The following is a 23,392-nucleotide window of genomic DNA, read 5'->3' as shown; positions in this document are numbered from 1 at the left end:
GTTGGTCGTCCAGTACGGTCCGGGAACGACTCCGCGAGGGGGCGCTGGGTCCACGTCAGGTCACCCTCGGTCAACGGCCGGAGGGTAGTCCTCGGCCCGGGCGGAATCGGTCGGAAATCCGACCCAAGTTGACCCGTTGTGCCGGTGGCGCGCGGTGGTTAAGCTCTTCATGCGCGCCCCAATCGCCCGCTTCCCCCGTGGCAGGCGATCGGGGCGCGCGTCTTCGTGTAGAGCTTGGAGAGCAAAAATCGGGCCCGCACGCTTCACGCGTGCGGGCCCGATTTCCGTCGCGCTGTGCGGCGCGTCGCCTGCCGGTGCTTATATCCAGCGACCGTCGAGCCACATCCGGGCCAGCCAGTCCGAGTACGGAATCAGTCGGCCCACGAAGATCGGATAGAAGTACGCGAAGCACAGGCCCACCAGCAGCACGTACGCCCCGGCCGCGATGCTGCCGACCAGCCGTCTCTCGTAGCCGGCGTCCCCGGGCGTCAGGGCCGCCGTCTCGCCCACGTCACCCCCGGCCGGGGCGATCATCGCACCCAGCACGTACACCACGGCGAGCACCAGGAAGGGCAGTGCCGGCGCCGTGTAGAACGAGAACATCGTCCGGCCGTCGAGGGCGAACCAGAACCAGGGCAGCAGACCCGCGGCCACGGTGAGCAGGATCGCGCCGGCCCGCCAGTCCCGGCGGGCGATGCCCAGCCAGACGAGCGCGACCAGAGCGGGCAGGAACGACCACCACAGCAGCGGGGTGCCCAGCAGCAGGATCTCCGAGGCGCAGGTCGGCGCGCCGCAGGCGCCGTCCCCCGACCAGTGGAACGCGACCGGTCGCCCGAGCAGCAGCCACTGCCACGGCCACGACTGGTACTTGTGCGGATCGTCGAGCTGCGCGTGGAAGCCGTACGCGGCCCGGTGGTACTCGTAGAGGTTGACCAGCGGGCCGATCACCGGGGTGTCGCTGAGTGACCCCGTCGGGTAGGCGGACGACGTCGCCAGCCGGTAGTAGCCGTCGTCGCTGATCAGCCACCCCGACCAGGTGGCCAGGTAGGTGCCGACCATCAGCACCCCGGCCAGCACCAGCCAGGGCACCTCGTCGAGCAGGGTGTCCCGCCAGGGCCTGCGGACGCCCGCCGACCGGCGGAGCCCGACCTCCCAGAGGACCACGAACAGGGCGAACACCGGCACGAAGTAGAGCGCGCTCCACTTGACCGCGCAGGCGCAACCGATCAGCACCCCGGCCGCCAGACGCCACCACGGCCACGTCCGCCAGCCGGTCGACGGCCGGCCCTCGCGACCCGGCAGGCTGGGGTCGAGCCCCTCGTCCAGGGCGCGCGCCCAGCGCCGCCGCCGGGCGTCCCGGTCGAGCACCAGCGCCCCGAACGCGGCCAGCACGAAGAACAGCAGGAAGATGTCGAGCAGCGCGGCGCGCGACAGCACCAGGTGGAAGCCGTCCAACGCGAGCAGCAGGCCGGCCGCGCAGCCGAGCACCGTCGAGCGGAACAGCCGCCGACCGATGCGGACCAGCAGCAGCACCGACAGCGTCCCGATGACGGCCGCCGAGAACCGCCAACCGAACTCCGGCGCGGTGGTGAACAGGTGCCCGCCGACGGACACCTTCGACTCCGCGTCCTGATAGCCGAAGGCCCACTCGCCGATGCCGATCAGCCACTTGCCCAGTGGCGGGTGCACCACGTACGACGGGCCGTTGTCCTTGTAGTTCCACTCGACGCCGCGACTGATCAGCCCGTAGGCGTCCTTGGCGTAGTACGTCTCGTCGAAGATCTTGCCCTTGGGACTGGACAGGCCGACGAAGCGCAGGATCGCCGCGATGGCCACCACCACGGCGGTGGCCAGCCACGAGTACGGGTCCAACCGGGTGTCGACGGTGGCGAACCGACGGCGGACCACGGCGGACACCCCCCCGCCGTCGGCACGCGGCTCCGCCGGTGTCTGCTGCGGGCTGGGCTCGCCGGACACCTCGACCGGGTCTGCCGGGTCGGCGCTCGGGCTCTGCGCTGTCGACGCACTCGTCACCCGGCGATCGTAGGCTGCCAGGGTGTCGTGTGGCGCCCGTCGTCCCTGATACCGGTATTCGCTGTCGATGAAGGAGACGATGTCGTGGGTGAAATGTCCGAAGCTGGGCGCCTGATCCTGCTCGGTGCCCCGCTCGGCAACCCCGCCGACGCCTCGGTGCGGTTCCGGGAGGTGCTGGCGAGCGCCGACGTGGTGGCCGCCGAGGACACCCGTCGCCTCACCCGGCTGGCCCGCGACCTCGACATCACCGTCGGCGGTCGGATCGTCTCCTACTTCGAGGGCAACGAGGAACGGCGTACGCCCGAACTGGTCGAGGTCATCCTCGGCGGGTACACGGTGGCGTTGGTGACCGACGGCGGTATGCCGAGCGTCTCCGACCCGGGATACCGGATGGTCCGGGCGGCGCTGGACGCGGGTGCGCCGGTCACCGTCGCGCCGGGGCCCAGTGCGGTGACCACCGCCCTCGCCGTCTCCGGGCTGCCGTGCGACCGGTTCTGCTTCGAGGGGTTCCTGCCGCGCAGTGGGGGTGCCCGCCGGTCCCGGCTGCGGGCGCTCGCCGCCGAGGAGCGCACCCTCGTCTTCTTCGAGGCGCCGCACCGGATCGGCGCGGCGTTGACCGACCTGGCCGAGACGTTCGGCGCGGACCGGCCGGCCGCGCTCTGCCGGGAACTCACCAAGACGTACGAGGAGGTGCTCCGCCGCCCCCTCGGTGAGCTGGCCCGATGGGCCTCGGAGAGCGAGCCGCGCGGGGAGATCACCCTCGTGGTGGCCGGCGCTCCGGTGACCCCTGCGGAGCGCCCCGACGACGAGACCCTGCGTGCCGCGGTCGCCGAGCGCGAGGCTGCGGGCCGCTCCCGCCGGGACGCCATCACCGATGTCGCCACCGAATACTCCCTGCGCCGCCGCGAGGTCTACACGATCGTGCACAGCTGACCCGCCGCGCCCGCGTTCACCAGGCGGCGGCCAGGAAACCGAGGGTGATCAGGGTGGGGCCGGCGAGTGCGGCGGAGACCGCCCAACGGCGGTGTCGTCGGCCGGGCAGCCGGGCCGACCCGGTCCACCGGACGATGCCGGCGGCGCAGCCGAGCACCACCAACAGCCCGGGCAGCCAGTGCAGGTGCCGGCTCGCGCCGGTGTCGGCGTACGCGGTGCCGCTGTCCGGGCCGGTCATCCGGGCCCGGTGCGCGGTTCCCGTCGCGCCGCCTCCGGTGGGCGCGCCGCTGACGCGTACGCCGTGTGCCAGGAAACGTCCGTCGTCCGCCGTGAAGATCCCCCGGCACCGCTGGCTGAGGCCGCCGCCGGTGCAGGTGTCGATCACCACCGTGCCATCGCGCCCGTGCCCGACGGCGAGCCAGAACGGCCCCGCGCTGACCCAGGCGAAGAAGGCTGTGACCAGGCTCAACAGCACCAGGACGGTGAGCCCGCGCAGCGGGTCCGGCAGCGCCGTCGTCCGCGCGGCCCTGCGGCGGTCGGTCGCCGGGGAGCGCGGTCGGGGAGCGGGGTCGTCCCGGACCGGGGTGCCATCCCAGTGCACCTCCTCGATCGGCGCCCAGAAGACACCGTCGTCCGACGACTGCTCCCCGTCGGGCCGGTACGCGTCCCGGCTGCGGCTCTGTTGACGGATCGGCACCCGGCGCGGCACCGCGTCCACCGGGGCCCCGGTGGTGGGCTCCACCTCGACCGTCGCCCCGCCCGGTCCGGCATCCGCCGGTGCCGTGCTCGCGGCCGTCGTCGTGCCGGCGGGCGAACCGCGTGGCGGCGTGTCGGTGGACGAATCGGGTGGCGTCATGTCGGCGGAGGAACCGGGTGGCGGCGTCTCGCCGGACGATCCTGCCGGGTGTGGCCGGGTCGGGCTGGGTGTGGGCACCGTCGGGCTGGGTCGCGCCGGGGTGGGTGTCGGCGGCCGTGGCGTGGGGCTCGGCCGGGACGACGCGCCCGGCCGTGACGACGCGCCCGGGCGGCCGGTGGTGGTCGCGTCGGCGGCGGGGGGTACCGGTCGGGGCAGCGGCGCGACCCCGCTGCCCCGGGGCTCGGAGGTCCGGGTGGCCTCGTCGCCGGCCGCCGCCCCGGTGGGACGCTCGTCATGGTCCCGAGCCGCTCGTCTGCCAGTCACGACGTTCATTGCACACCGGTAGCGGGGGCTGAACGGGCAGCTGGGCCGCGTGTCGACGACAAATCGGACCAAAGGTCGAGGGGGTCGGCCCGGTCCGTCGGCCCGGCACCCCCTATTGGTTCGCGGGCACGCCGGACGGGTCACTAGGCTTGCTGCTCATGAGTCACGTTCTCGCGGCAGTGGCCTGGCCGTACGCCAACGGCCCCCGCCACATCGGCCACGTCTCCGGTTTCGGCGTTCCCTCCGACGTCTTCGCCCGGTACATGCGGATGGCCGGCCACGACGTGCTCATGGTCTCCGGCACCGACGAGCACGGCACCCCCATCCAGGTGCAGGCCGACGCCGACGGGGTCACCCCGCGCGAGCTGGCCGACCGGTACAACAGGGTGATCGTGGAGGACCTGCACGGCCTCGGCCTCTCCTACGACCTGTTCACCCGCACCACCACCCGCAACCACTACGCGGTGGTGCAGGAGTTGTTCGAGGGCATGTACCGCAACGGCTACATCGTGCCCAAGACCACCATGGGCGCGATCTCGCCGTCCACCGGGCGCACCCTGCCCGACCGGTACATCGAGGGCACGTGCCCGATCTGCGGGTACGACAGCGCGCGCGGCGACCAGTGCGACAACTGCGGCAACCAGCTCGACCCGATCGACCTGATCGACCCGAAGTCGCGGATCAACGGCGAGACCCCGAAGTTCGTCGAGACCGAGCACTTCTTCCTGGACCTGCCCGCCCTGGCCGAGGTGCTGCGGCAGTGGCTGGACACCCGGGAGGGGTGGCGGCCCAACGTGCTGCGGTTCTCCCGCAACCTGCTCGACGACCTCCAACCCCGGGCGATCACCCGCGACCTGGAATGGGGCGTGCCGATCCCGCTCGAAGGCTGGCGGGACCGCCCCGACAAGCGGATCTACGTCTGGTTCGACGCGGTGATCGGCTACCTGTCCGCCTCGATCGAGTGGGCACGCCGCTCCGGCGACCCCGAGGCGTGGCGTAAGTGGTGGTCCGCCGACGCCCAAGGCAAGGACGCCCGTTCGTACTACTTCATGGGCAAGGACAACATCGTCTTCCACTCGGTGATCTGGCCGGCGCTGCTCTCCGGCTACTCCGGCGAGGGCTCGCGGGACGGTGAGCCGGGTGACCTGGGCCGACTCAACCTGCCCACCGAGGTCGTCTCCAGCGAATACCTGACCATGGAGGGGCGCAAGTTCTCCTCGTCCCGCAAGGTGGTCATCTACGTCCGGGACTTCCTGGAGCGCTACGACGCCGACGCGCTGCGCTACTTCATCGCCGCCGCCGGCCCGGAGAGCAACGACACCGACTTCACCTGGGCCGAGTTCCTGCGCCGCAACAACGACGAGCTGGTCGCCGGCTGGGGCAACCTGGTCAACCGGTGCGTGTCGATGGCCGCGAAGAACTTCGGGGCCATCCCGCCGGTCGACCCGGCCGGGCTCACCGAGGCCGACGAGGCACTGCTCGCCGTCGCCCGGGCCGGCTTCACCACGGTCGGCGACCTGATCGGTCGGCACCGGCAGAAGCAGGCCATCGGCGAGGCGATGAAGGTGGTGGCCGAGGCCAACAGGTACCTCTCCGAGCAGGCCCCGTGGAAGCTCAAGGCCGAGGCCGACAAACCCCGGATGGGCACCATCCTGCACGTCGCCCTCCAGGTGATCAGCGACGCCAACACGCTGCTCACCCCGTTCCTGCCGCACTCCGCCCAGCAGGTGCACGAGCTGCTCGGCGGCACCGGCGTACACGCGCCGATGCCCGTCATCGAGCAGGTCGACGACCTGGACGGCGGCCCGTCGTACCCGGTGCTCACCGGTGACTACACGGTGGGCGCGCGCTGGGAGTCGGTGCCGATCGAAGCCGGCCGGCCGCTGACCGCCCCCAAGCCCGTGTTCCGCAAGCTCGACCCGTCGATCGTCGACGAGGAGCTGGCCCGCCTGGCCGACTGAACGTCGGACGGCGCGCGGCGGTGGACGTCCCGCCGCCGCGCGCCGTCAGATCGCGTACCGGGTGTCCATGACCTGGTCGTCGGTCACCTCGGCGCCCGGCGCCCAGGTCTCGTAGACGCCCCGGTCGTGGCACTGCGCGCCGGTGCCGACCACCGCGTCCGGGTCGGGGTGCCGCAGCCGCAGCCAGCCGGCCTCCTCACGCAGCACCAGGCACGACACGCCCCGCCACGTCGCGAACCGGAGCCGGCGGGCCACCGCCTCCACCGGGTAACGGGCCGCCCGGGTCATCGCCAACACCCGGAAACCCCCGGGCAGGTCGGCCACCGCCTCGTACTCCGTGTCGCCGTACAGGCCGACCAGCTGGGTCGAGCGCGGGGCGTCGCCGGTCGGGACGTACTCCTGGTCGGGGGAGACGCCCGGCACCGCGGCCAGCAGGTGCCGCCACTGCGGGCCCACCATCCGCAGCCAGGCGCGCTGCTCGGCCTGGTAGCTGTAGAGCACCACCTCGACACCCTCGGCGGTGTACGCGAGCAGGGTCGCGTTCGCCGGCATGGGCAGGTCGGCGACGTCGCGGGTGACGAACTCGGGGATGAGCTGGCCGTTGCTCGGCACGAAGCCGGTGCCCAGCACCGGTGGGCCCACGCGGTCGCGGGACGCCAGCGCGGTCAGGCCCCGGTGCGCCTCGCCCACCGGCACGTCGTAGTCGCCCGGGTCGGCCGTCCGCCAGCGCAGCGCGTACGCCACGTCCGAGCCGTCCCGCGCGACGTCGCCGTCGGTGCGCAGCACAGTGGTCGTCGCCGTCGTCCGCAGGTGCGCCACATCGTGCTCCCGGTAGCAGAAGCCGTGCGGCAGCCAGCCCCGCACGTACCCGGCGAGCTGCGCGGCGGAGAGCACCTTCACCATCCGGGTGCCGCGCCGCACCACCGCCGAGGCGCGCACCGCGGTCAACACCGGGTCACCCACCGCCGATGGCTGCTGGCTGAGCTGGTGTACGTGCGACCAGCCGCGCTCCCGGTGCGCCGGCATCATCAGCGGCGTCTCCGGCTCCTCGGCCGGCTCGACGGCCCCGTGCACCGCGCTCACCTCGGTGACGTGCACGAACCGTCGCCACGGCAGGGCGTTACCCGGACGCGACGCCCGTTCGAAGCCGGCGACCTCCTCGGCGCTGAACAGCTCGTACGCGGCGCCCCGGGCGATTTCCTCGGCCGGATAGACGCCGCCGCCGAATGCCACGCGCAGACCGGTCCGTTCGCCTGCGGCGTCGCTCACGTGGGGTCTGACGTCCATTGCCGCGACGGTAGAGTCGCGCGGCGTAGTCGAGGTGAACGCCGGGTGGCGGGCGGATGGACGACGCCCGTGTGTGATGCTGTCGCTGATGAGCGAGCCGACTGAAACCCGCCGCGAGCGTGCCGCCCGGCGGGCCGGAGAGTTCCCACCCGCCCCCGAGCCGCTGCCCCGGCCGGTGCTGGACAGCCACACCCACCTGGACATCACGGTGAGCGAGGCGGGCGTACCGGGTGGCGGTCCGGCCGACGACCCGGTCGCCGCGGCCGTCGACCTGGCCGTCAGCGTCGGGGTGGACCGGCTGGTGCAGGTGGGGGTGGACGTCGTCTCCTCGCGGTGGGGCGCGGACATCGCCGACGCGTACCCGGCGGTGCTGGCCACCGTGGCGCTGCACCCCAACGAGGCGCCCCGGCTGGCGGACCTCGACGAGGGGCTGCGGGAGATCGAGTCGTTGGCCGCCCGCGACCGGGTCCGGGGGGTCGGCGAGACCGGAATGGACTTCTTCCGCACCGGCGACGAGGGGCGCGCCGCTCAGGAGGAGAGCTTCCGGGCGCACATCGCGATCGCCAAGCGGTACGGCAAGGCGCTCGTCATCCACGACCGGGACGCCCACGCGGACGTGCTGCGCATCCTCGACGACGAGGGCGCGCCGGACACGGTGGTGCTGCACTGCTTCTCCGGCGACGCCGAGTTCGCCCGCGAGTGCGTACGTCGGGGCTACCTACTCAGCTTCGCCGGCACTGTCACCTTCGGCAGTGCCGCCGCGCTGCGCGAGGCCGCCGCGCTCACCCCGCTGGATCAGATGCTGGTGGAGACCGACGCCCCCTACCTCACCCCGATTCCGCACCGGGGTCGGCCGAACGCCTCGTACCTCATTCCGCTGACCGTCCGCTTCCTCGCCGAGACGACCGGCAGCGACCTGGACGAGCTGTGCGCGGCCATCTCCGCCACCGGCGACCGGGCCTTCGGCCCGTGGTGAGCCTCCTCGGCCCGGCGGAGATCCGGGAGCTCGCCACCCGGCTGGGCGTCGCGCCCACCAAGAAGCTGGGTCAGAACTTCGTACACGACCCGAACACCGTGCGGCGGATCGTCACCGCCGCCGGCCTGACCCCCGACGACGTGGCCCTGGAGGTCGGCCCCGGGCTGGGCTCGCTGACCCTGGGGCTGCTGCCGGTCGCCGGGCACGTGCACGCCGTGGAGATCGACCCGACGCTCGCCGGGGCGCTGCCGGAGACCGCCGCGCGGCACGCCGGGGCGGACGCCGACCGGCTGAGCGTGCACCGCGCCGACGCCCTACGCGTCACCGCAGCGGACCTGGGCGACCCGCCGCCGACCGCGCTGGTCGCGAACCTGCCCTACAACGTCGCCGTACCCGTGGTGCTGCACCTGCTCGCCGAGCTGCCCTCCCTGCGACACGGCCTGGTGATGGTGCAGAAGGAGGTCGCCGACCGGCTCGTCGCCGGTCCCGGCTCCAAGGTGTACGGCATCCCGTCGGTCAAGCTCGCGTGGTACGCCAGCGCCCGCAGCGCCGGGCGGGTGCCGCCGAACGTGTTCTGGCCGGTCCCCAACGTCGACTCCGGTCTGGTCGCCTTCACCCGTCACGACCCGCCCCGACCCGACGTACCCCGGCAGCGGGTCTTCGCCGTGGTGGACGCGGCGTTCGCGCAGCGTCGCAAGACCCTGCGCGCGGCGCTCGCCGGCTGGGCCGGCGGTCCGGACCGGGCCGCCGCCGCCCTCACCGCCGCGGGCGTCGACCCCGGCGCGCGCGGCGAGTCACTGACCGTCGAGCAGTTCGCGGCCATCGCCGCGTCGTCTCCGGCCGGTACGCCGGGCGCGAAGTAGGCTGGCGCCCGTGCCCGCCGAGGACGCCGAGGAGCTGATCGTGGCCAAGCCGTTCGACATCCGCCTGAGCATGCGGGAATTCACCCCGTGACCGAGGCCTGGCGACCGGACGACGAGGACGAGCGACGCGGGGCCATCGGCCCGGTGCGGGTGCGGGTGCCCGCGAAGGTCAACCTGCACCTCGGGGTGGGGCCGCTGCGCCGCGACGGCTACCACGAGTTGAACACGGTCTATCACGCGATCTCCATCTACGACGAGCTGACCGCTCGCCGGGGCGACACCCTCGGCCTGACCATGGAGGGTGAGGGCACCGGCGAGCTGGCGCTTGACGACTCCAACCTGGTGATCCGCGCGGCGCACGCCCTGGCTGGTTACGCGGGTGTCCTGCCGCACGCCCGACTGCACCTGCGCAAGCAGATCCCTCTGGCGGGTGGGCTGGCCGGCGGCAGCGCCGACGCGGCCGCCGCGCTGGTGGCCTGCGACGCGCTCTGGGGCACCGGGTTGTCCCGCGACGAGTTGGCCGGGATCGCCGCCGACCTCGGCTCGGACGTGCCGTTCCTGATCTACGGGGGCACCGCGCTGGGCACCGGCCGCGGTGAGGCGGTCAGCCCGGTGCTGGTCCGTCCGACGTCCTGGCACTGGGTGGTGGCGATCGCCGATGTCGGCCTGTCCACGCCTGCCGCGTACCGGGAGTTGGACCGGCTCCGTGACGCCGGCACCGCCGGTACCCCGCTGGGCAGCACCGACGACCTGCTCGGCGCGCTGCGCCAGCGCGACCCGCAGGTCCTCGCCCGTTCGCTCGGCAACGACCTCCAGGACGCGGCGCTGGCCATGCGTCCCGCGCTGGCCGACACCCTGAAGGCCGGCGAGGCTGCCGGCGCGCTCACCGGCATCGTCTCCGGCTCCGGCCCCACCTGCGTGTTCCTCGCGGCCGACGCCGCCGACGCCGAGCGGATCGCCGCCGAGCTGACCAGCGCCGGTGTGTGCCGGGAGGCGCGGGTCGCACGCGGCCCGGTGGCGGGGGCGCGCGTCGTCTGACGGCGCTCCCCGGCCGGCGCGGCCGGCCGGGACGTCCGCGTACCCTTGGGTCAGGCGTCCCGAGGTGCCCGCCGGCACCCGGACGCCTTGATCTTGAAGGGTGGAACGTGGCCAACATCGTCAATCTGGACCGGGTGTCCAAGGGGTACGGCGCCGCCGGGCGGCTGCTCACGGACGTCTCGCTCGGCCTGGACGACGCCGACCGGATCGGTGTGGTCGGCCTCAACGGCGCCGGCAAGTCCACCCTGCTACGGCTCCTCACCAAGCAGGAGGACCCCGACGACGGTCGGGTCACCCACCGTCGTGACCTGCGCGTGCTCTGGCTGCCGCAGCAGCTCACCCTCGCCCCCGAGGCCACCGTCCGGGACGTGGTGCTCGGGACTGCCTGGCTGGGCGAGGGCATGGGCGCTGAGCACGAGTGGGCCGGTGACGCCGGTGTCCGCAACATCCTCGACGGCCTCGGCATGCCGCACCTCGGCCTCGACCAGCCGGTCGGCCCGATGTCCGGCGGCGAACGGCGGCGGGTGGCGCTTGCCGCGCTGCTCGTGCGCGACTCGGACCTGCTGATCCTCGACGAGCCCACGAACCACCTCGACGTCGGCGGTGTCGACTGGCTGGCCCGGCACCTGGTCGGCCGCAAGGGCGCCCTCGTGGTGGTCACCCACGACCGGTGGTTCTTGGACGCCGTCTGCACCACCACCTGGGAGGTCGCGGACCAGACCGTCCGCGCGTACGAGGGTGGCTTCGCCGCCTGGACCCTCGCCCGGGTCGAGCGCGAGCGGGTTGCCGCCGCCACCGAGGCGCGCCGGCAGAACCTGCTGCGCAAGGAGATCGCCTGGTTGCGGCGTGGCCCGCCCGCCCGCACCTCCAAGCCGCAGTTCCGGATCGACGCCGCCAACGCGCTGATCGCCGACGTGCCGCCGGCCCGCGACACCATGTCGTTGCAGCGCATGGCCGTCTCCCGCCTCGGCAAACAGGTGTACGAGCTCACGGACGTCGAGCTGCACGCCGGGCCGAAGGAGATCCTGAGCGACGCCACCTGGCTGGTCGGCCCGGGCGACCGGATCGCCATCCTCGGCGCCAACGGTGCCGGCAAGACCACCCTGCTGCGGATGCTCGCCGGCATCACCCGCCCCGACGGAGGTCGCTTCACCACCGGCTCCACCGTGCGGCCGGCGTTCCTCTCCCAGGAACTCGCCGAGCTGCCCGGGCACCTGCGGGTCCTGGAAGCCGTCGAGGAGGTCGCCCGCCGGGTCCAGCTCGGCGACCGGGAGGTCTCCGCCGCGCAGCTCGCCGAGGTCTTCGGCTTCGACGACCGCCGCCTCTGGACACCCGTCAGCGACCTCTCCGGCGGTGAGCGTCGCCGGTTGCAGATGCTGCGGCTGCTGGCCGGCGAGCCCAACGTGCTGCTCTTCGACGAGCCCACCAACGACCTGGACACCGACACCCTCGCCGCGCTGGAGGACCTGCTCGACTCCTGGCCGGGCACGATCATCGTGGCCAGCCACGACCGCTACCTCATCGAACGCGTTACCGACACCTCGTACGGGATGTTCGGCGACGGCCGGCTGGTGCACCTGCCCGGTGGCGTCGACGAGTACCTCGCCCGGACCGCCGAGCGGGCCGGCTCCGCTCGGGTGGGCGGCACCGTCTCGGTCGGGCCGGCCGGGCCCAGCGTGGGTGGCATGTCGGCAGCCGAGGTGCGCCAGGCCCGCAAGGAGCTGACCCGCCTCGAACGGCAGCTCGGCAAGCTCGACCAGCGCGAGACCACCCTGCTCGACCAGCTCGCCGCCCAGGCCACGGACTATGCCCGCGTCGCCGAGCTGGACACCCAGCTCAAGGATCTGCGCGCCGAGCGGGAAGGTATCGAGGAGAGCTGGATGACCCTCGCCGAGGAGCTGCCCGAGGGCTGACCCGCCCGGGCACACCAGCGCGGGGGCCGTGTGCGGCGTCACACCGGCACATGCGGGACAATCATCGGCGACACCTCACCCCACGGCGTTGGAGACCCAGACATGGCCCACACCCCCATCAACCACCCCGCGCGGCCGATCTACCGGGCGATCGGCGGGCTGACCGGTCTGTACCTGGTGGTCTTCGGCGTGCTCGGCATCATCGCGAGCGCCGGCAACGAGGTCCTCGCGCAGGACGACACGAAGGTCCTCGGCCAGGGCACCAACCTCGGCTTCTCGCTGCTCTGCGTGTTGCTCGGGCTCGTCGTGCTGGTCGGCACCGGACTCGGCCGCAACATCGACGTGGCGATCAACCAGTGGCTGGCGTACACCCTGATGGTCATCGGCCTCGGCGCTCTCGCGTTCATCCGCACCGACGCCAACATCTTCAACGTCAACGTCCTCACGGTGGTCGTGGTGCTGTCGGCCTCCCTGGTGCTGCTCATGGCCGGCATGTACGGCAAGGTCGGCACCGACGAGGAGGCGGAGGCGTTCCACAAGGCTCGGCTCGTGCTCTGAGCTTTGCTGCTTGCTTTCTTTGGTTGCGGTCGTGGGTTTTCGTCGGAGCCCGAGCTGCTCCGGGCGGTCAGGCTTGATCCCTGCGCAGCTCGGGCTCCGGCGAAGTCCTGACCTGGTCCAGCCTTCCGGCGGACCTCCGGCATTGTGGTTCGTCGGACAGTCGGCTCTGCCTTGGGCGACAATTCCCCCTGAAACAGTCACATCAGGGGGTTCTGGGATGCCGCACTTTCCGGTCAACCATCCGGCACGGCCGCTCTACCGGGTCCTCTCCGGGCTGATCGGCGTCTACATCCTGGTCTTCGGCGTCTGGGGCGTCGCCGAGACGATCGGCGACCCGCTCTTCGCCCGCAACAGCACCTGGGCTCTTGGCCTCCGCACCAACCTGGCCTTCTCGCTGGCCTCCGTGATCTTCGGAGTCGTCCTGATCGTCGGGGCGTCCCGGCGCAGCAACCTCGGTCACTACATGAACCTCACCGCCGGCGCGGTGTTCCTGGTGACCAGCATCCTCATGATGTCCGTGCTGCAGACCGACGCGAACTTCCTCAACTTCTCGATGTCGACGGTGATCGTGTCGATGCTGTTCGGCCTGGTCCTGCTCGGCACCGGCCTCTACGACAAGATCGGCCCGTCGGAGCACGCCGAGGCGGAGCGCGAACGCCGCAAGCATCCGGTGGCCGACGCGCACCGCACCTGACGCCTCAGCAACGGCGCGCGGTGATCAACGTCGGCTTCGCCTCCAGGTGCGACAACCCGTTCCACGCCATGTTGACCAGGTGCGCCGCCACCGTCTCCTTGCGGGGCTTGCGCACCTCCAGCCACCACCGGCCGGTCAACGCGACCATGCCCACCAGCGCCTGCGAGTAGAGCTCGGCCAGCTTCGGGTCGTACCCGCGGCTCTTGAACTCGGCGCCGAGGATGTGCTCGACCTGGTGGGCGACGTCGTTCATCACGCTGCTGAAGGTGGCCGTGCCGGACATCAGCGGCGACTCGCGGACCAGCACCCGGAAGCCGCTGGTCTCCTCCTCGATGTAGCCCAGCAGAGCCATCGCCGCCTGCTCCAACAACTCACGCGGATGGCCCGCGGTCAGCGCCGTGGTGATCCGGTCGAGCAGGGCCCGGACCTCCCGGTCGACCACGACCGCGTAGAGCCCTTCCTTGCCACCGAAGTGCTCGTACACGACCGGCTTGGAGACCTTGGCGCGGGCCGCCACCTCCTCGATGGAGGTGGCGTCGAAACCCCGCTCGGCGAACAGTTGCCGGCCGATCGCAATCAACTGCTCCCGGCGCTGCGCCGCCGACATGCGTACCCGTGAGGTGGGCTTGGGTTTCGGCGTGGCGGCCGGCGCCAGCCGCCGGCCGCCCGCCTCGTCACTCGCCTCGGGCATGTCGCCGCCTCGCTGGCGCTCGGTCACGCCCTGCCGTGGGATGGTGTTCCCGCTGTGCCCGTTCACGTCGTCGCCTCACTGGCGGGCGGCTTGGCCGCCCCGCCGTGCCGTGCGACCAAACCCGGATCGGGCCCGGCCCTCGTCCGCCGAGCCGTCCAGTCCCCCCGCGTCGCTCGGTCATCCGGCCATCCTGCCAGGCGACACGCTGTGGCACCGCCCGGTTTACCGGGGTGCGACCGGCTTCACGAGCTTGGCGGCGAGTCGTTCAGGCTTCGGCCAACGCACCTGCGACGCCGCACCGGCCTTCTCGAACAGCCAGATCACCCGCGCCGAGATGTCGACCTGACCCCGCAGCACACCGTGCCGCGCGCTGGTCGGGTCGGCGTGGTGCAGGTTGTGCCAGCTCTCACCGAACGACAGGATCGCCAGCGGCCAGAAGTTCGACGCGCGGTCGCCCTGGCGCATTGCGAACGGGCGCTCGCCGTACACGTGGCAGACCGAGTTGATCGCCCAGGTGACGTGGTGCAGGAGGCCGATCCGGACCAGCCCGGCCCAGAAGAACGCCGTGAGCGCGCCCTGCCACGACCAGGTCACCAGACCCCCGATCAGCGCCGGGCCGAGCAGCGAGATGACCACCAGCGCGGGGAAGAGCCGGTCCACCCGGCTGATGTCGCGGTCGGCGATCAGGTCGGGCGCGAAACGCTCCCGGTTGGACAGCTCGCGACGGAACAGCCAGCCCACGTGAGCGTGGAACAGGCCCCGGGTCAGCGCCCAGACGCTCGTGCCGAACCGCCACGGCGAGTGCGGGTCACCCTCCAGATCGGAGAACGCGTGGTGCCGCCGGTGGTCGGCCACCCACTGGATGATCTCGCCCTGCACCGCCAGCGAACCCGCCACCGCCAGGGTCACCCGCAGCCACCGCTTGGCCTTGAACGAGCCGTGCGTGAAGTAGCGGTGGAAGCCCACCGTGATGCCGAGCCCGGAGACCACGTACCAGACCAGGCCGATGATCACGTCGGTCCAGCCCAGCCAGCCGCCCCAGGCGACCGGTACGGCAATCAGCAGGGCCGCGAAGGGGATCACGACGAACGCCCACAGGGTGGCCAGGATCCCGGGGGACTGGGTGCCGTCGGTGAGCGGTTTCGGGCCGGAGCCGGTGGTGTTGGGTTCGAGCACGGTAGTGGACATGGCACCTCGCAGAGGGGACGGAAACGATCACGAACCTACGCCTACGTCACCGTAACTTACGGCTCGGTAGATCGCACGGGGAAGTTTCGAAGCGTCGTCGTACGCCCGTGCTAACGTGCTGCTCAGGGCCGCTTCGGTCGCTCTCGAGGTGCGCCGTCCGCGCGACGTCGAAAGGGGCCGAGGGGATCATGAAGGGTATGAGTGCTGGCGTCGACGAAGTCGGGCGTTAAGGTGTAGCGGCAGGATGCGCATCCCGTCGCGTCGGCGTTTTCGACGCTGCGATCGGCCGTGGTGTAATTGGCAACACCCGGGTCTTTGGTACCCGTATTTCAGGTTCGAACCCTGGCGGCCGAGCTGTCCCCATAAGTCCGCTTTAGGTATTCGTGGGGGTAAGAGGGAACCGTGCCGGGCCTCGTGGTTAGCATGGCCGCGAGAGTGTCCGCCGTCCCGACGGGAGCCACGTCGTGCCCCAGCCCCACCTTCGTACCGTCGTCGTACTCGCCGCCGGTGAGGGCAAGCGGATGAAGTCGACACTGCCCAAGGTGCTGCACCCCCTGCTCGGTCGTACGCTGCTCGGCCACGTGCTGGGCGCGGCGGCCCCGCTGGCCGCCGACCGCACCGTCGTCGTGGTGGGACACGGCGCCGACCAGGTCCGGGCCCACCTGACCGAGATCGCCCCCGAGGCCACGCCCGTGCTCCAGGCCGAGCAGCTCGGTACCGGGCACGCCGTGCGGATCGCGCTGGACGCCGTGCCGGAGGGTGCCGGCACGGTCGTGGTGATCAACGGAGACGTGCCGTTGCTGCGGCCGGAGACGGTGGGCGCGCTGGTGACCGCGCACGAGGAGGCTGCCGCGGCGGCCACCGTGCTTGCCGCCGAGGTCCCCGACCCGACCGGGCTCGGGCGGATCGTCCGAGACGCCGACGGTCGACTGGAGCAGATCGTCGAGGAGCGCGACGCCGACGCGACGCAGCGCGCGATCCGGGAGATCAACGCCGGGATCTACGCGTTCGACGCGGCGCGGCTGCGTGACGCGTTGGGCAAGCTCTCCACGGACAACGACCAGGGCGAGGAGTACCTGACCGACGTGTTCGGTCTGCTCCGTTCGGCCGGCGAGCCGGTCGCGGTGCACGTGGCCGTCGACCACGTCGAGACGCTCGGGTGCAACGACCGGGTGGAGCTGGCGTCGCTGCGCCGACTGCTGCGCGACCGGGTGAACGAGGCCTGGATGCGCACCGGGGTGAGCCTGCTCGACCCGATGACCACCTGGATCGACGTGACGGTGGCGGTGGACCGCGACGCGGTGATCGACCAGAACACCCAGTTGCGCGGCGCCACGGTCGTCGGTGCGGGCGCGCTGGTCGGCCCGGACGTCACGCTGGTCGACACGATCGTCGGCCCGGCCGCGTCGGTGGTCCGCAGTCACGCGGTCGGGGCCGAGGTGGGCGCGGGCGCGAGCGTGGGGCCGTACGCGTACCTGCGGCCCGCCGCTCGGCTCGCGGACAAGGCGAAGGTCGGCACGTTCGTCGAGGTGAAGAACTCCGAGATCGGTGCCGGCTCCAAGGTGCCGCACCTGACGTACGTCGGTGACGCGACGATCGGCGAGCAGACCAACATCGGGGCCGCGTCGGTCTTCGTGAACTACGACGGGGTCGACAAGCACCGTACGGTGATCGGCAGCCACGCCCGGACGGGCGCGGACAACATGTTCGTCGCGCCGGTCGAGGTGGGCGACGGCGCGTACACGGCGGCCGGTTCGGTGATCGTGGACGACGTGCCGCCGGGCGCGATGGGTGTCGCCCGGGCGCGGCAGCGCAACATCGAGGGCTGGGTGGTGATGCGGCGGGCCGGTACGGCGGCGGCCGAGGCCGCGCAGCGTGCCCGCGACGGGAAGGATGCGTCGGAAATGGGTGGCGCCGCAAGTGACAGTGAGGCAATGCACGGGCGGGCCGAGACGGTGGGCGGTCCGTCCGGCGCGGGAGATACTGCAACCGAATAGTCCCCGACCCACCACCACCGGGCCGGGTACCGCCGACAAACGGGAGCAGACGGGCCCATGGGCAGCATCGTCGCCGAAAACCGCAAGAGCCTGATGCTCTTCTCCGGACGGGGTTTCCCGGAGTTGGCCAAGGAGATCGGCGAGGTGCTCGGCGTGGCACCGACGCCGGCCGACGCGTACGAGTTCGCCAACGGCGAGATCTTCGTACGGTTCAAGGATTCGGTGCGTGGTTCGGACGCCTTCGTGGTGCAGTCCGTGACGCACGGGGTGAACACCTGGGTCATGGAGACCCTGATCATGGTGGACGCGTTGAAACGGGGGTCGGCGAAGCGGATCACCGTGGTGTTGCCGTTCTACCCGTACGCGCGGCAGGACAAGAAGCACCGCGGTCGGGAGCCGATCTCGGCCCGGCTGGTGGCGGACCTGCTGAAGACCGCCGGTGCGAACCGGATCCTCACGGTCGATCTGCACACCGCCCAGATCCAGGGCTTCTTCGACGGCCCGGTGGATCATCTCTTCGCGATGGACATCCTGGCCGAGTACGTGGAGCACAGGTACGCCGGCCGGCCGATGACCGTGGTGGCACCGGATTCGGGTCGGGTGCGGGTGGCCGAGCGGTGGACCGACCGGCTGGGCGGCTGCCCGTTGGCGTTCATCCACAAGACCCGCGATCCGATGAAGCCGAACCAGGTGGTGGCGAACCGGGTGGTCGGTGAGGTGGAGGGTCGGGTCTGCCTGATCGTCGACGACATGATCGACACCGGTGGGACGATCGCCAAGGCGGCGGACATCCTCAAGGAGTCGGGTGCGGCGGAGATCGTGGTGGCGTCCACCCACGCGCTGCTGTCCGACCCGGCCACCGAGCGGTTGAAGAACAGCCCGATCAGCGAGGTCGTGGTGACCAACACGCTGCCGTTGCCGCCGGAGAAGCAGCTGGACAAGCTGACCGTGTTGTCGATCGCCCCGCTGCTGGCGCGGGCGATCCGGGAGGTGTTCGACGACGGCTCGGTGACCACCCTCTTCGGTGGCCTGAGCTGAGAGTGGCCGAGTCCCGCCACGAAGGCTGACAAAATGGTCGAAAAGGGCTGACTCGCCGTCGGGAAACGCCGTCGGCGGGTCAGCCTGGAGCCGTGACTGGGGACTGCCGGAAACCAGCGAATTGGCTCGGGTAGACTGGTGCGGTTGCCACGGCGAGGGTGCCCGGCGGGCCGCTGAAGAGCGCCGCACGGAGGCACCGTCATCGACGCGGTGCTCCGGGCAGTCGTTCATGACGCATGAGCCCCAGCGAGCCCCTCGCCCCAGCACCGCAAGACGACAAGCCGCCGCAGCGAAGCATCAGGAGTTTCCCCGTGTCCGAGGTAAAGATCAGCGCCGAGCCCCGCACCGAGTTCGGCAAGGGTGGTGCCCGTCGTACCCGCCGGGCCGGCAAGGTGCCCGCCGTGCTGTACGGCCACGGCGAGAAGCCCAAGCACATCGCGCTGCCGTCGCGGGAGTTCGCCGCCGCGATCCGCAAGGGTGGCGCCAACCAGCTCTTCGCCATCGACATCACCGACGGCACCCAGGTGCTGGCGCTGCCGAAGGCGATCCAGCGTGACCCGATCAAGGACAGCTTCGAGCACGTCGACCTGCTCCTGGTCCGCCGTGGCGAGAAGGTCACCGTCGAGGTTCCGGTGCAGCTGACGGGCGAGGCCGCCCGGGACACCCTGATCGTGCACGACCACGACACCCTCTCGGTGACCGCCGACGCGACCAAGGTCCCGGACCACCTCGAGGCGTCGATCGAGGGCCTGGAGGCGGGCTCCCAGGTGACCGCCGCCGACGTCGACCTGCCCTCGGGTGTCGAGCTGGCCGCCGACTCCGAGCTGACGGTCGCCTCGGTGACCGCCGCGCCGACGGCGGAGCAGCTCGAGGCGACGCTGCCCGAGGTCGAGACGGCCACCGACGAGGCCGAGGCCGGGGTCGGCGAGACCACCGAGGGCTCCGAGGGCGCGGACGCCGCCGAGGGCGACGAGAGCGCCGAGGCGCGTACCGAGGCCTGATCGGTTCGTACTCTGCTGGCAGGCGTCCCCGAGCTTCGGGGGCGCCTGCCGGCGTATCGGGTGTCGGTGAAGACGTCGGGAGGGGCGGGTCGTGACGGACGAGGCGGGACCGTGGCTGGTGGTCGGCCTGGGTAACCCGGGCCGGGAGTACGCCGGCAACCGGCACAACGTCGGTTTCATGGTGGCCGAGCTGCTGGCTGGGCGTGTGGGCGCGCGGTTCGGCCGGCACAAGCGGGCGGTGGCCGAGGTCGCGGAGGGTCGGCTGGGGTTCGGCGGCCCGAAGCTGGTGCTGGCGAAGCCACTGACGTACATGAACCTCTCCGGCGGGCCGGTGGCGGCGCTGTCGCAGTTCTACAAGGTGCCGCCGGCGCAGGTGGTCGCGGTGCACGACGAGTTGGACATCGAGTTCGGCCAGGTGCGGATCAAGTTCGGCGGCGGCGAGGGCGGGCACAACGGCCTGCGCTCGATGTCGAAGTCGCTGGGCACGAAGGACTACGCCCGGGTGCGGTTCGGGGTGGGTCGTCCACCGGGGCGGCAGGACCCGGCGGATTTCGTTCTGTCGGATTTCGGCGCGGCGGAACGCAAGGAGCTCGATTTCCTGGTGGACCGGGCTGCCGACGTGGTGGAGTCGGTGATCGTCAAGGGCGTGGAGCCGACCCAGAACCTGTATCACGGCGGTTGAGTCGGGCGGTGCGTACCGGATCGGAAACGCCGGGCCGGTAGTCTGCGCCTTTCGGCGTGCCGTGACCGGCGACGCGGGTCGCGGCCGATCGGTGCGTGCGGGCACGGCCGCGGCGAAGCGACGGGAGCGGGCAGATGGGCAGTCCTCCGATGATCGACGGGGCGTTCGCCCGGTGGTTGGCCTCCCGGGCCGGGCAGGCGCTGCTCGACCTGCGCGCCGAGATGGGCTTCGCGGACGGTGGTGCGCTGAAGTCGGCCGGGGACAAGGTGTCGCACGACCTGATCCGCACCGAGTTGGCGAAGTGGCGGCCGGGGGACGCGGTGCTCTCCGAGGAGGACGAGGGCTCGCGGCTGGCCTGGGCGGCCGAGGTGAACGCCGGGGCGGTGTCCCGTCTGACCGCGGACCGGGTCTGGATCATCGATCCCTTGGACGGCACCCGTGAGTTCGCCGAGGAGGGCCGCTTGGACTGGGCGGTGCACGTTGCCCTCTGGGCGCGGAGCGCGCCGAGCCCGCACGGGCTGGTCGCCGGGGCGGTGGGGCTGCCGGCGCAGCACCGGGTGCTGGGCACGGACTATCCGCCCGCGTACCCGCCGATGACTGTGGAGGCCGCGACAGCCGGCGAGCGCAAGATCCGTCTGGCGGCGAGTCGGAGTCGGCCGCCGGTGTTCCTGACCGACCTGGCCGAGGACGTTGGTGCGCATCTGGTGCCGATGGGTTCCGCCGGGGCGAAGATCGCCGCGGTGGTGACCGGCGAGGTGGACGCGTACATCCACGCCGGCGGACAGTACGAGTGGGACTCGGCCGCGCCGGTGGCTGTGGCGACGGCCACCGGACTGCACGCTTCCCGGATCGACGGTTCTGCGCTTCGATACAACGAGGCGGATCCGCGCCTGCCGGACCTGTTGGTCTGTCGCAAGGATCTCGCCAGCCGGTTGCTTGCAGCGCTGCAGAGGCATTCCGGGTAGCCTGAGCGCACTTCTTGACATGTCCGACCGGAAAGGTCTGGAAATCGGATGAGCGAGCGAGTGTCATGACCTCCCCCGCGGCCTACCGCGTCTCCCACCTGGACGCTCTCGAGGCGGAGAGCATCTTCGTGATGCGCGAGGTTGTCGCCGAGATGGAACGTCCGGTGCTGCTCTTCTCCGGCGGCAAGGACTCGATCGTCATGCTGCGGTTGGCGCAGAAGGCGTTCGCTCCGGCCAACATCCCCTTCCCCGTCATGCACGTCGACACCGGGCACAACTTCGCCGAGGTGCTGGAATACCGCGATCAGCGGGTCACCGAGCTGGGATTGCAGCTCGTGGTGGCGAGCGTGCCGGAGGCCCTCGCCAGCGGCATGGTCCGGGAGTCCGGCGACGGCATGCGCAACCGCATCCAGACGCCGGTGCTGCTCGACGCGGTGGAGAAGCACCGCTTCGACGCGCTGTTCGGCGGCGCGCGCCGGGACGAGGAGAAGGCGCGGGCCAAGGAGCGGGTGTTCAGCTTCCGCGACGAGTTCGGCCAGTGGGATCCGAAGAACCAGCGCCCGGAGCTGTGGTCGCTCTACAACGGGCGGCACCACCCCGGCGAGTCGATCCGGGTCTTCCCGCTGTCCAACTGGACCGAGCTGGACGTCTGGCACTACATCGCCCGCGAGCGCATCCCGTTGCCGTCGATCTACTACGCCCACGAGCGCGAGGTGATCGAGCGCGACGGCATGCTCTACGCGGTCAACGAGTTCTTCCGCCCACGCGCCGGCGAGGAGCGGTTCAAGGCCCAGGTGCGCTACCGCACCGTCGGCGACGCCTCCTGCACCGCGGCGGTCCGCTCGGACGCGGACACCGTGGAGAAGGTCATCGAGGAGGTGGCGGCCACCCGGATCACCGAGCGGGGCGCGACCCGTGGTGACGACCGGGTCAGCGAGGCCGCCATGGAGGACCGCAAGCGGGAGGGCTACTTCTGATGAGCACCGAGACCCTGGCCCCGGCGGCCGGCACCGAGACCCCGCCCGAGGCGCGGCCGATGGACCTGCTGCGGTTCGCCACCGCCGGCAGCGTGGACGACGGGAAGTCCACCCTGATCGGCCGGCTGCTGTACGACACCAAGTCGCTCTTCACCGACCAGTTGGAGGCGGTGGAGGCGGTCAGCGCGGCCCGTGGCGACGAGTACACCAACCTCGCGCTGCTCACCGACGGCCTGCGCGCCGAGCGGGAGCAGGGCATCACCATCGACGTCGCGTACCGGTACTTCGCCACGCCACGGCGCAAGTTCATCATCGCGGACACTCCCGGGCACATCCAGTACACCCGCAACATGGTCACCGGCGCGTCCACGGCCGACCTGGCGTTGATCCTGGTGGACGCCCGCAAGGGCCTGGTCGAGCAGTCCCGCCGGCACGCGTTCCTGTGCTCGCTGTTGCGGGTGCCGCACCTGGTCCTCTGCGTCAACAAGATGGACCTGGTCGACTGGTCGCAGGAGGTCTACGAGCAGATCGCCGACGAGTTCACCGCGTTCGCCGCGAAGCTCGACGTACCGGACCTGACCGTGGTGCCGGTCTCCGCGCTGCGCGGCGACAACATCGTCACCCGCTCGGACAACATGCCCTGGTACGAGGGCCCGTCGCTGCTGCACCACCTGGAGCGGGTGCACATCGCCAGTGACCGCAACCTGGTCGACGTCCGCTTCCCGGTGCAGTACGTGATCCGCCCGCAGTCCACCACGGTCACCGACTACCGCGGCTACGCCGGTCAGGTCGCCTCCGGTGTGCTCAAGCCGGGGGACGAGGTGATGGTGCTGCCGTCCGGCTTCACCAGCCGGATCGCCGCCGTGGAGACCGCCGACGGGCCGGTCGCGGAGGCGTTCCCGCCGATGTCGGTGACGGTACGACTGGCCGACGAGATCGACATCTCCCGGGGCGACATGATCTGCCGGCCGAACAACGCGCCGGCCGTCTCCCAGGACATCGAGGCGATGGTCTGCTGGATGGACGAGACCGCCCCGTTGCGGGTCGGCGGCCGCTACGCGATCAAGCACACCACTCGGTCGGCGCGGGCGATCGTGCGCGGGCTGTACTACCGGTTGGACATCAACTCGTTGCACCGCGACGAGTCGGCCGACGAGTTGCGGCTCAACGAGATCGGCCGGGTGCGGCTGCGGACGACGGTGCCGCTGCTGGCCGACGAGTACCGCCGCAACCGCACCACCGGTGGCTTCGTCATCATCGACGAGACCACCAACCGCACGGTGGGCGCCGCCATGATCGTCGAAGCCGCCTAGGGTCTGTGTCGAAGTCGGTCATAGCCACTCGTTGATCGCGGCGATGTGCACGGTGGCTTCGTAGCGCACGGCGAGTTTGTCGAAGCGGGTGGCCACGGCACGG

The 23,392-nt window shown here is 71.5% G+C and carries 20 protein-coding genes and 1 tRNA gene; 16 read left to right on the top strand and 5 right to left on the bottom strand.

What is annotated here, in order from left to right; all coding sequences use genetic code 11:
* Positions 1–318 precede the first annotated feature (318 nt).
* Positions 319–1,977 carry a dolichyl-phosphate-mannose--protein mannosyltransferase gene (locus ACGFH9_RS21040; protein WP_393221991.1) on the bottom strand — a complete coding sequence of 553 codons (1,659 nt, stop codon included), beginning with the start codon at positions 1,975–1,977 and terminating at the stop codon, positions 319–321.
* 150 nt (positions 1,978–2,127) lie between these two features.
* Here ACGFH9_RS21040 and rsmI point away from each other — a divergent pair, with 150 nt between their 5' ends.
* Complete coding sequence (gene rsmI, locus ACGFH9_RS21035) at positions 2,128–2,967, top strand: 16S rRNA (cytidine(1402)-2'-O)-methyltransferase (protein ID WP_393221793.1); 840 nt, start codon at positions 2,128–2,130, stop codon at positions 2,965–2,967.
* A 16-nt stretch (positions 2,968–2,983) separates the two neighbouring features.
* Here the strand turns inward: rsmI and ACGFH9_RS21030 are convergent, their stop codons facing one another.
* Positions 2,984–4,147 (bottom strand): hypothetical protein, encoded by a 1,164-nt coding sequence (locus ACGFH9_RS21030; RefSeq protein ID WP_393221790.1) that lies wholly within the window; start codon positions 4,145–4,147, stop codon positions 2,984–2,986.
* Positions 4,148–4,305: 158 nt separating this feature from the next.
* Between ACGFH9_RS21030 and metG the strand changes: the two genes are divergently transcribed.
* Entirely contained in the window at positions 4,306–6,108 is a 1,803-nt protein-coding gene (gene metG / locus ACGFH9_RS21025; protein ID WP_393221788.1) for a methionine--tRNA ligase, read from the top strand.
* Between the two features lie 45 nt (positions 6,109–6,153).
* Here metG and ACGFH9_RS21020 read toward each other — a convergent pair whose 3' ends face one another.
* Positions 6,154–7,395: a hypothetical protein gene (locus ACGFH9_RS21020; protein WP_393221785.1), complete on the bottom strand. Its 1,242-nt coding sequence runs from the start codon at positions 7,393–7,395 to the stop codon at positions 6,154–6,156.
* A 76-nt stretch (positions 7,396–7,471) separates the two neighbouring features.
* Here ACGFH9_RS21020 and ACGFH9_RS21015 point away from each other — a divergent pair, with 76 nt between their 5' ends.
* From ACGFH9_RS21015 to ACGFH9_RS20990, 6 genes are all read left to right on the top strand, one after another.
* Positions 7,472–8,371: a TatD family hydrolase gene (locus ACGFH9_RS21015; RefSeq protein WP_393221989.1), complete on the top strand. Its 900-nt coding sequence runs from the start codon at positions 7,472–7,474 to the stop codon at positions 8,369–8,371.
* The gene (rsmA, locus tag ACGFH9_RS21010) at positions 8,365–9,234 is read left to right on the top strand and encodes a 16S rRNA (adenine(1518)-N(6)/adenine(1519)-N(6))-dimethyltransferase RsmA (protein ID WP_355244594.1); all 870 of its coding nucleotides are present in this window, start codon (positions 8,365–8,367) and stop codon (positions 9,232–9,234) included. Before ACGFH9_RS21015 ends, rsmA begins: the two co-directional genes overlap by 7 nt.
* A gap of 87 nt (positions 9,235–9,321) precedes the next feature.
* Entirely contained in the window at positions 9,322–10,272 is a 951-nt protein-coding gene (locus ACGFH9_RS21005; protein WP_393221782.1) for a 4-(cytidine 5'-diphospho)-2-C-methyl-D-erythritol kinase, read from the top strand.
* 107 nt (positions 10,273–10,379) lie between these two features.
* Entirely contained in the window at positions 10,380–12,185 is a 1,806-nt protein-coding gene (locus ACGFH9_RS21000; RefSeq protein WP_393221779.1) for an ABC-F family ATP-binding cassette domain-containing protein, read from the top strand.
* A gap of 102 nt (positions 12,186–12,287) precedes the next feature.
* On the top strand, positions 12,288–12,743 hold the full coding sequence (locus ACGFH9_RS20995) for a DUF4383 domain-containing protein (RefSeq protein WP_393221777.1): 456 nt from the start codon (positions 12,288–12,290) through the stop codon (positions 12,741–12,743).
* Positions 12,744–12,960: 217 nt separating this feature from the next.
* Complete coding sequence (locus ACGFH9_RS20990) at positions 12,961–13,437, top strand: DUF4383 domain-containing protein (RefSeq protein WP_393221774.1); 477 nt, start codon at positions 12,961–12,963, stop codon at positions 13,435–13,437.
* 4 nt (positions 13,438–13,441) lie between these two features.
* On the opposite strand, the gene ACGFH9_RS20985 is transcribed toward ACGFH9_RS20990, so the two are convergent.
* Complete coding sequence (locus tag ACGFH9_RS20985; protein ID WP_393221986.1) at positions 13,442–14,128, bottom strand: TetR family transcriptional regulator; 687 nt, start codon at positions 14,126–14,128, stop codon at positions 13,442–13,444.
* Positions 14,129–14,350: 222 nt separating this feature from the next.
* Positions 14,351–15,316 carry an acyl-CoA desaturase gene (locus tag ACGFH9_RS20980; protein ID WP_393221771.1) on the bottom strand — a complete coding sequence of 322 codons (966 nt, stop codon included), beginning with the start codon at positions 15,314–15,316 and terminating at the stop codon, positions 14,351–14,353.
* 282 nt (positions 15,317–15,598) lie between these two features.
* Between ACGFH9_RS20980 and ACGFH9_RS20975 the strand changes: the two genes are divergently transcribed.
* From ACGFH9_RS20975 to ACGFH9_RS20940, 8 genes are all read left to right on the top strand, one after another.
* Positions 15,599–15,670 (top strand) — tRNA-Gln (locus ACGFH9_RS20975).
* A gap of 110 nt (positions 15,671–15,780) precedes the next feature.
* Complete coding sequence (gene glmU / locus ACGFH9_RS20970; RefSeq protein ID WP_393221768.1) at positions 15,781–17,313, top strand: bifunctional UDP-N-acetylglucosamine diphosphorylase/glucosamine-1-phosphate N-acetyltransferase GlmU; 1,533 nt, start codon at positions 15,781–15,783, stop codon at positions 17,311–17,313.
* A 57-nt stretch (positions 17,314–17,370) separates the two neighbouring features.
* The gene (locus ACGFH9_RS20965) at positions 17,371–18,351 is read left to right on the top strand and encodes a ribose-phosphate diphosphokinase (protein WP_007455396.1); all 981 of its coding nucleotides are present in this window, start codon (positions 17,371–17,373) and stop codon (positions 18,349–18,351) included.
* Between the two features lie 311 nt (positions 18,352–18,662).
* Positions 18,663–19,352, top strand: a complete 690-nt coding sequence (locus ACGFH9_RS20960; protein ID WP_393221765.1) for a 50S ribosomal protein L25/general stress protein Ctc — start codon at positions 18,663–18,665, stop codon at positions 19,350–19,352.
* A 91-nt stretch (positions 19,353–19,443) separates the two neighbouring features.
* On the top strand, positions 19,444–20,034 hold the full coding sequence (gene pth, locus ACGFH9_RS20955; RefSeq protein WP_355246173.1) for an aminoacyl-tRNA hydrolase: 591 nt from the start codon (positions 19,444–19,446) through the stop codon (positions 20,032–20,034).
* A gap of 134 nt (positions 20,035–20,168) precedes the next feature.
* Positions 20,169–20,999: an inositol monophosphatase family protein gene (locus ACGFH9_RS20950; RefSeq protein ID WP_393221762.1), complete on the top strand. Its 831-nt coding sequence runs from the start codon at positions 20,169–20,171 to the stop codon at positions 20,997–20,999.
* Between the two features lie 65 nt (positions 21,000–21,064).
* Positions 21,065–21,976 carry a sulfate adenylyltransferase subunit CysD gene (gene cysD / locus ACGFH9_RS20945; RefSeq protein WP_355246168.1) on the top strand — a complete coding sequence of 304 codons (912 nt, stop codon included), beginning with the start codon at positions 21,065–21,067 and terminating at the stop codon, positions 21,974–21,976.
* Positions 21,976–23,289: a sulfate adenylyltransferase subunit 1 gene (locus tag ACGFH9_RS20940; protein ID WP_393221759.1), complete on the top strand. Its 1,314-nt coding sequence runs from the start codon at positions 21,976–21,978 to the stop codon at positions 23,287–23,289. The genes cysD and ACGFH9_RS20940 overlap by 1 nt, the downstream gene beginning before the upstream one ends.
* Positions 23,290–23,392 lie beyond the last annotated feature (103 nt).

Origin of the sequence: Micromonospora sp. NPDC049102, assembly GCF_043197485.1 — a bacterium.
In the GTDB taxonomy this organism is placed as follows: domain Bacteria; phylum Actinomycetota; class Actinomycetes; order Mycobacteriales; family Micromonosporaceae; genus Micromonospora.
This window is presented reverse-complemented; position numbering and strand designations above follow the sequence as displayed.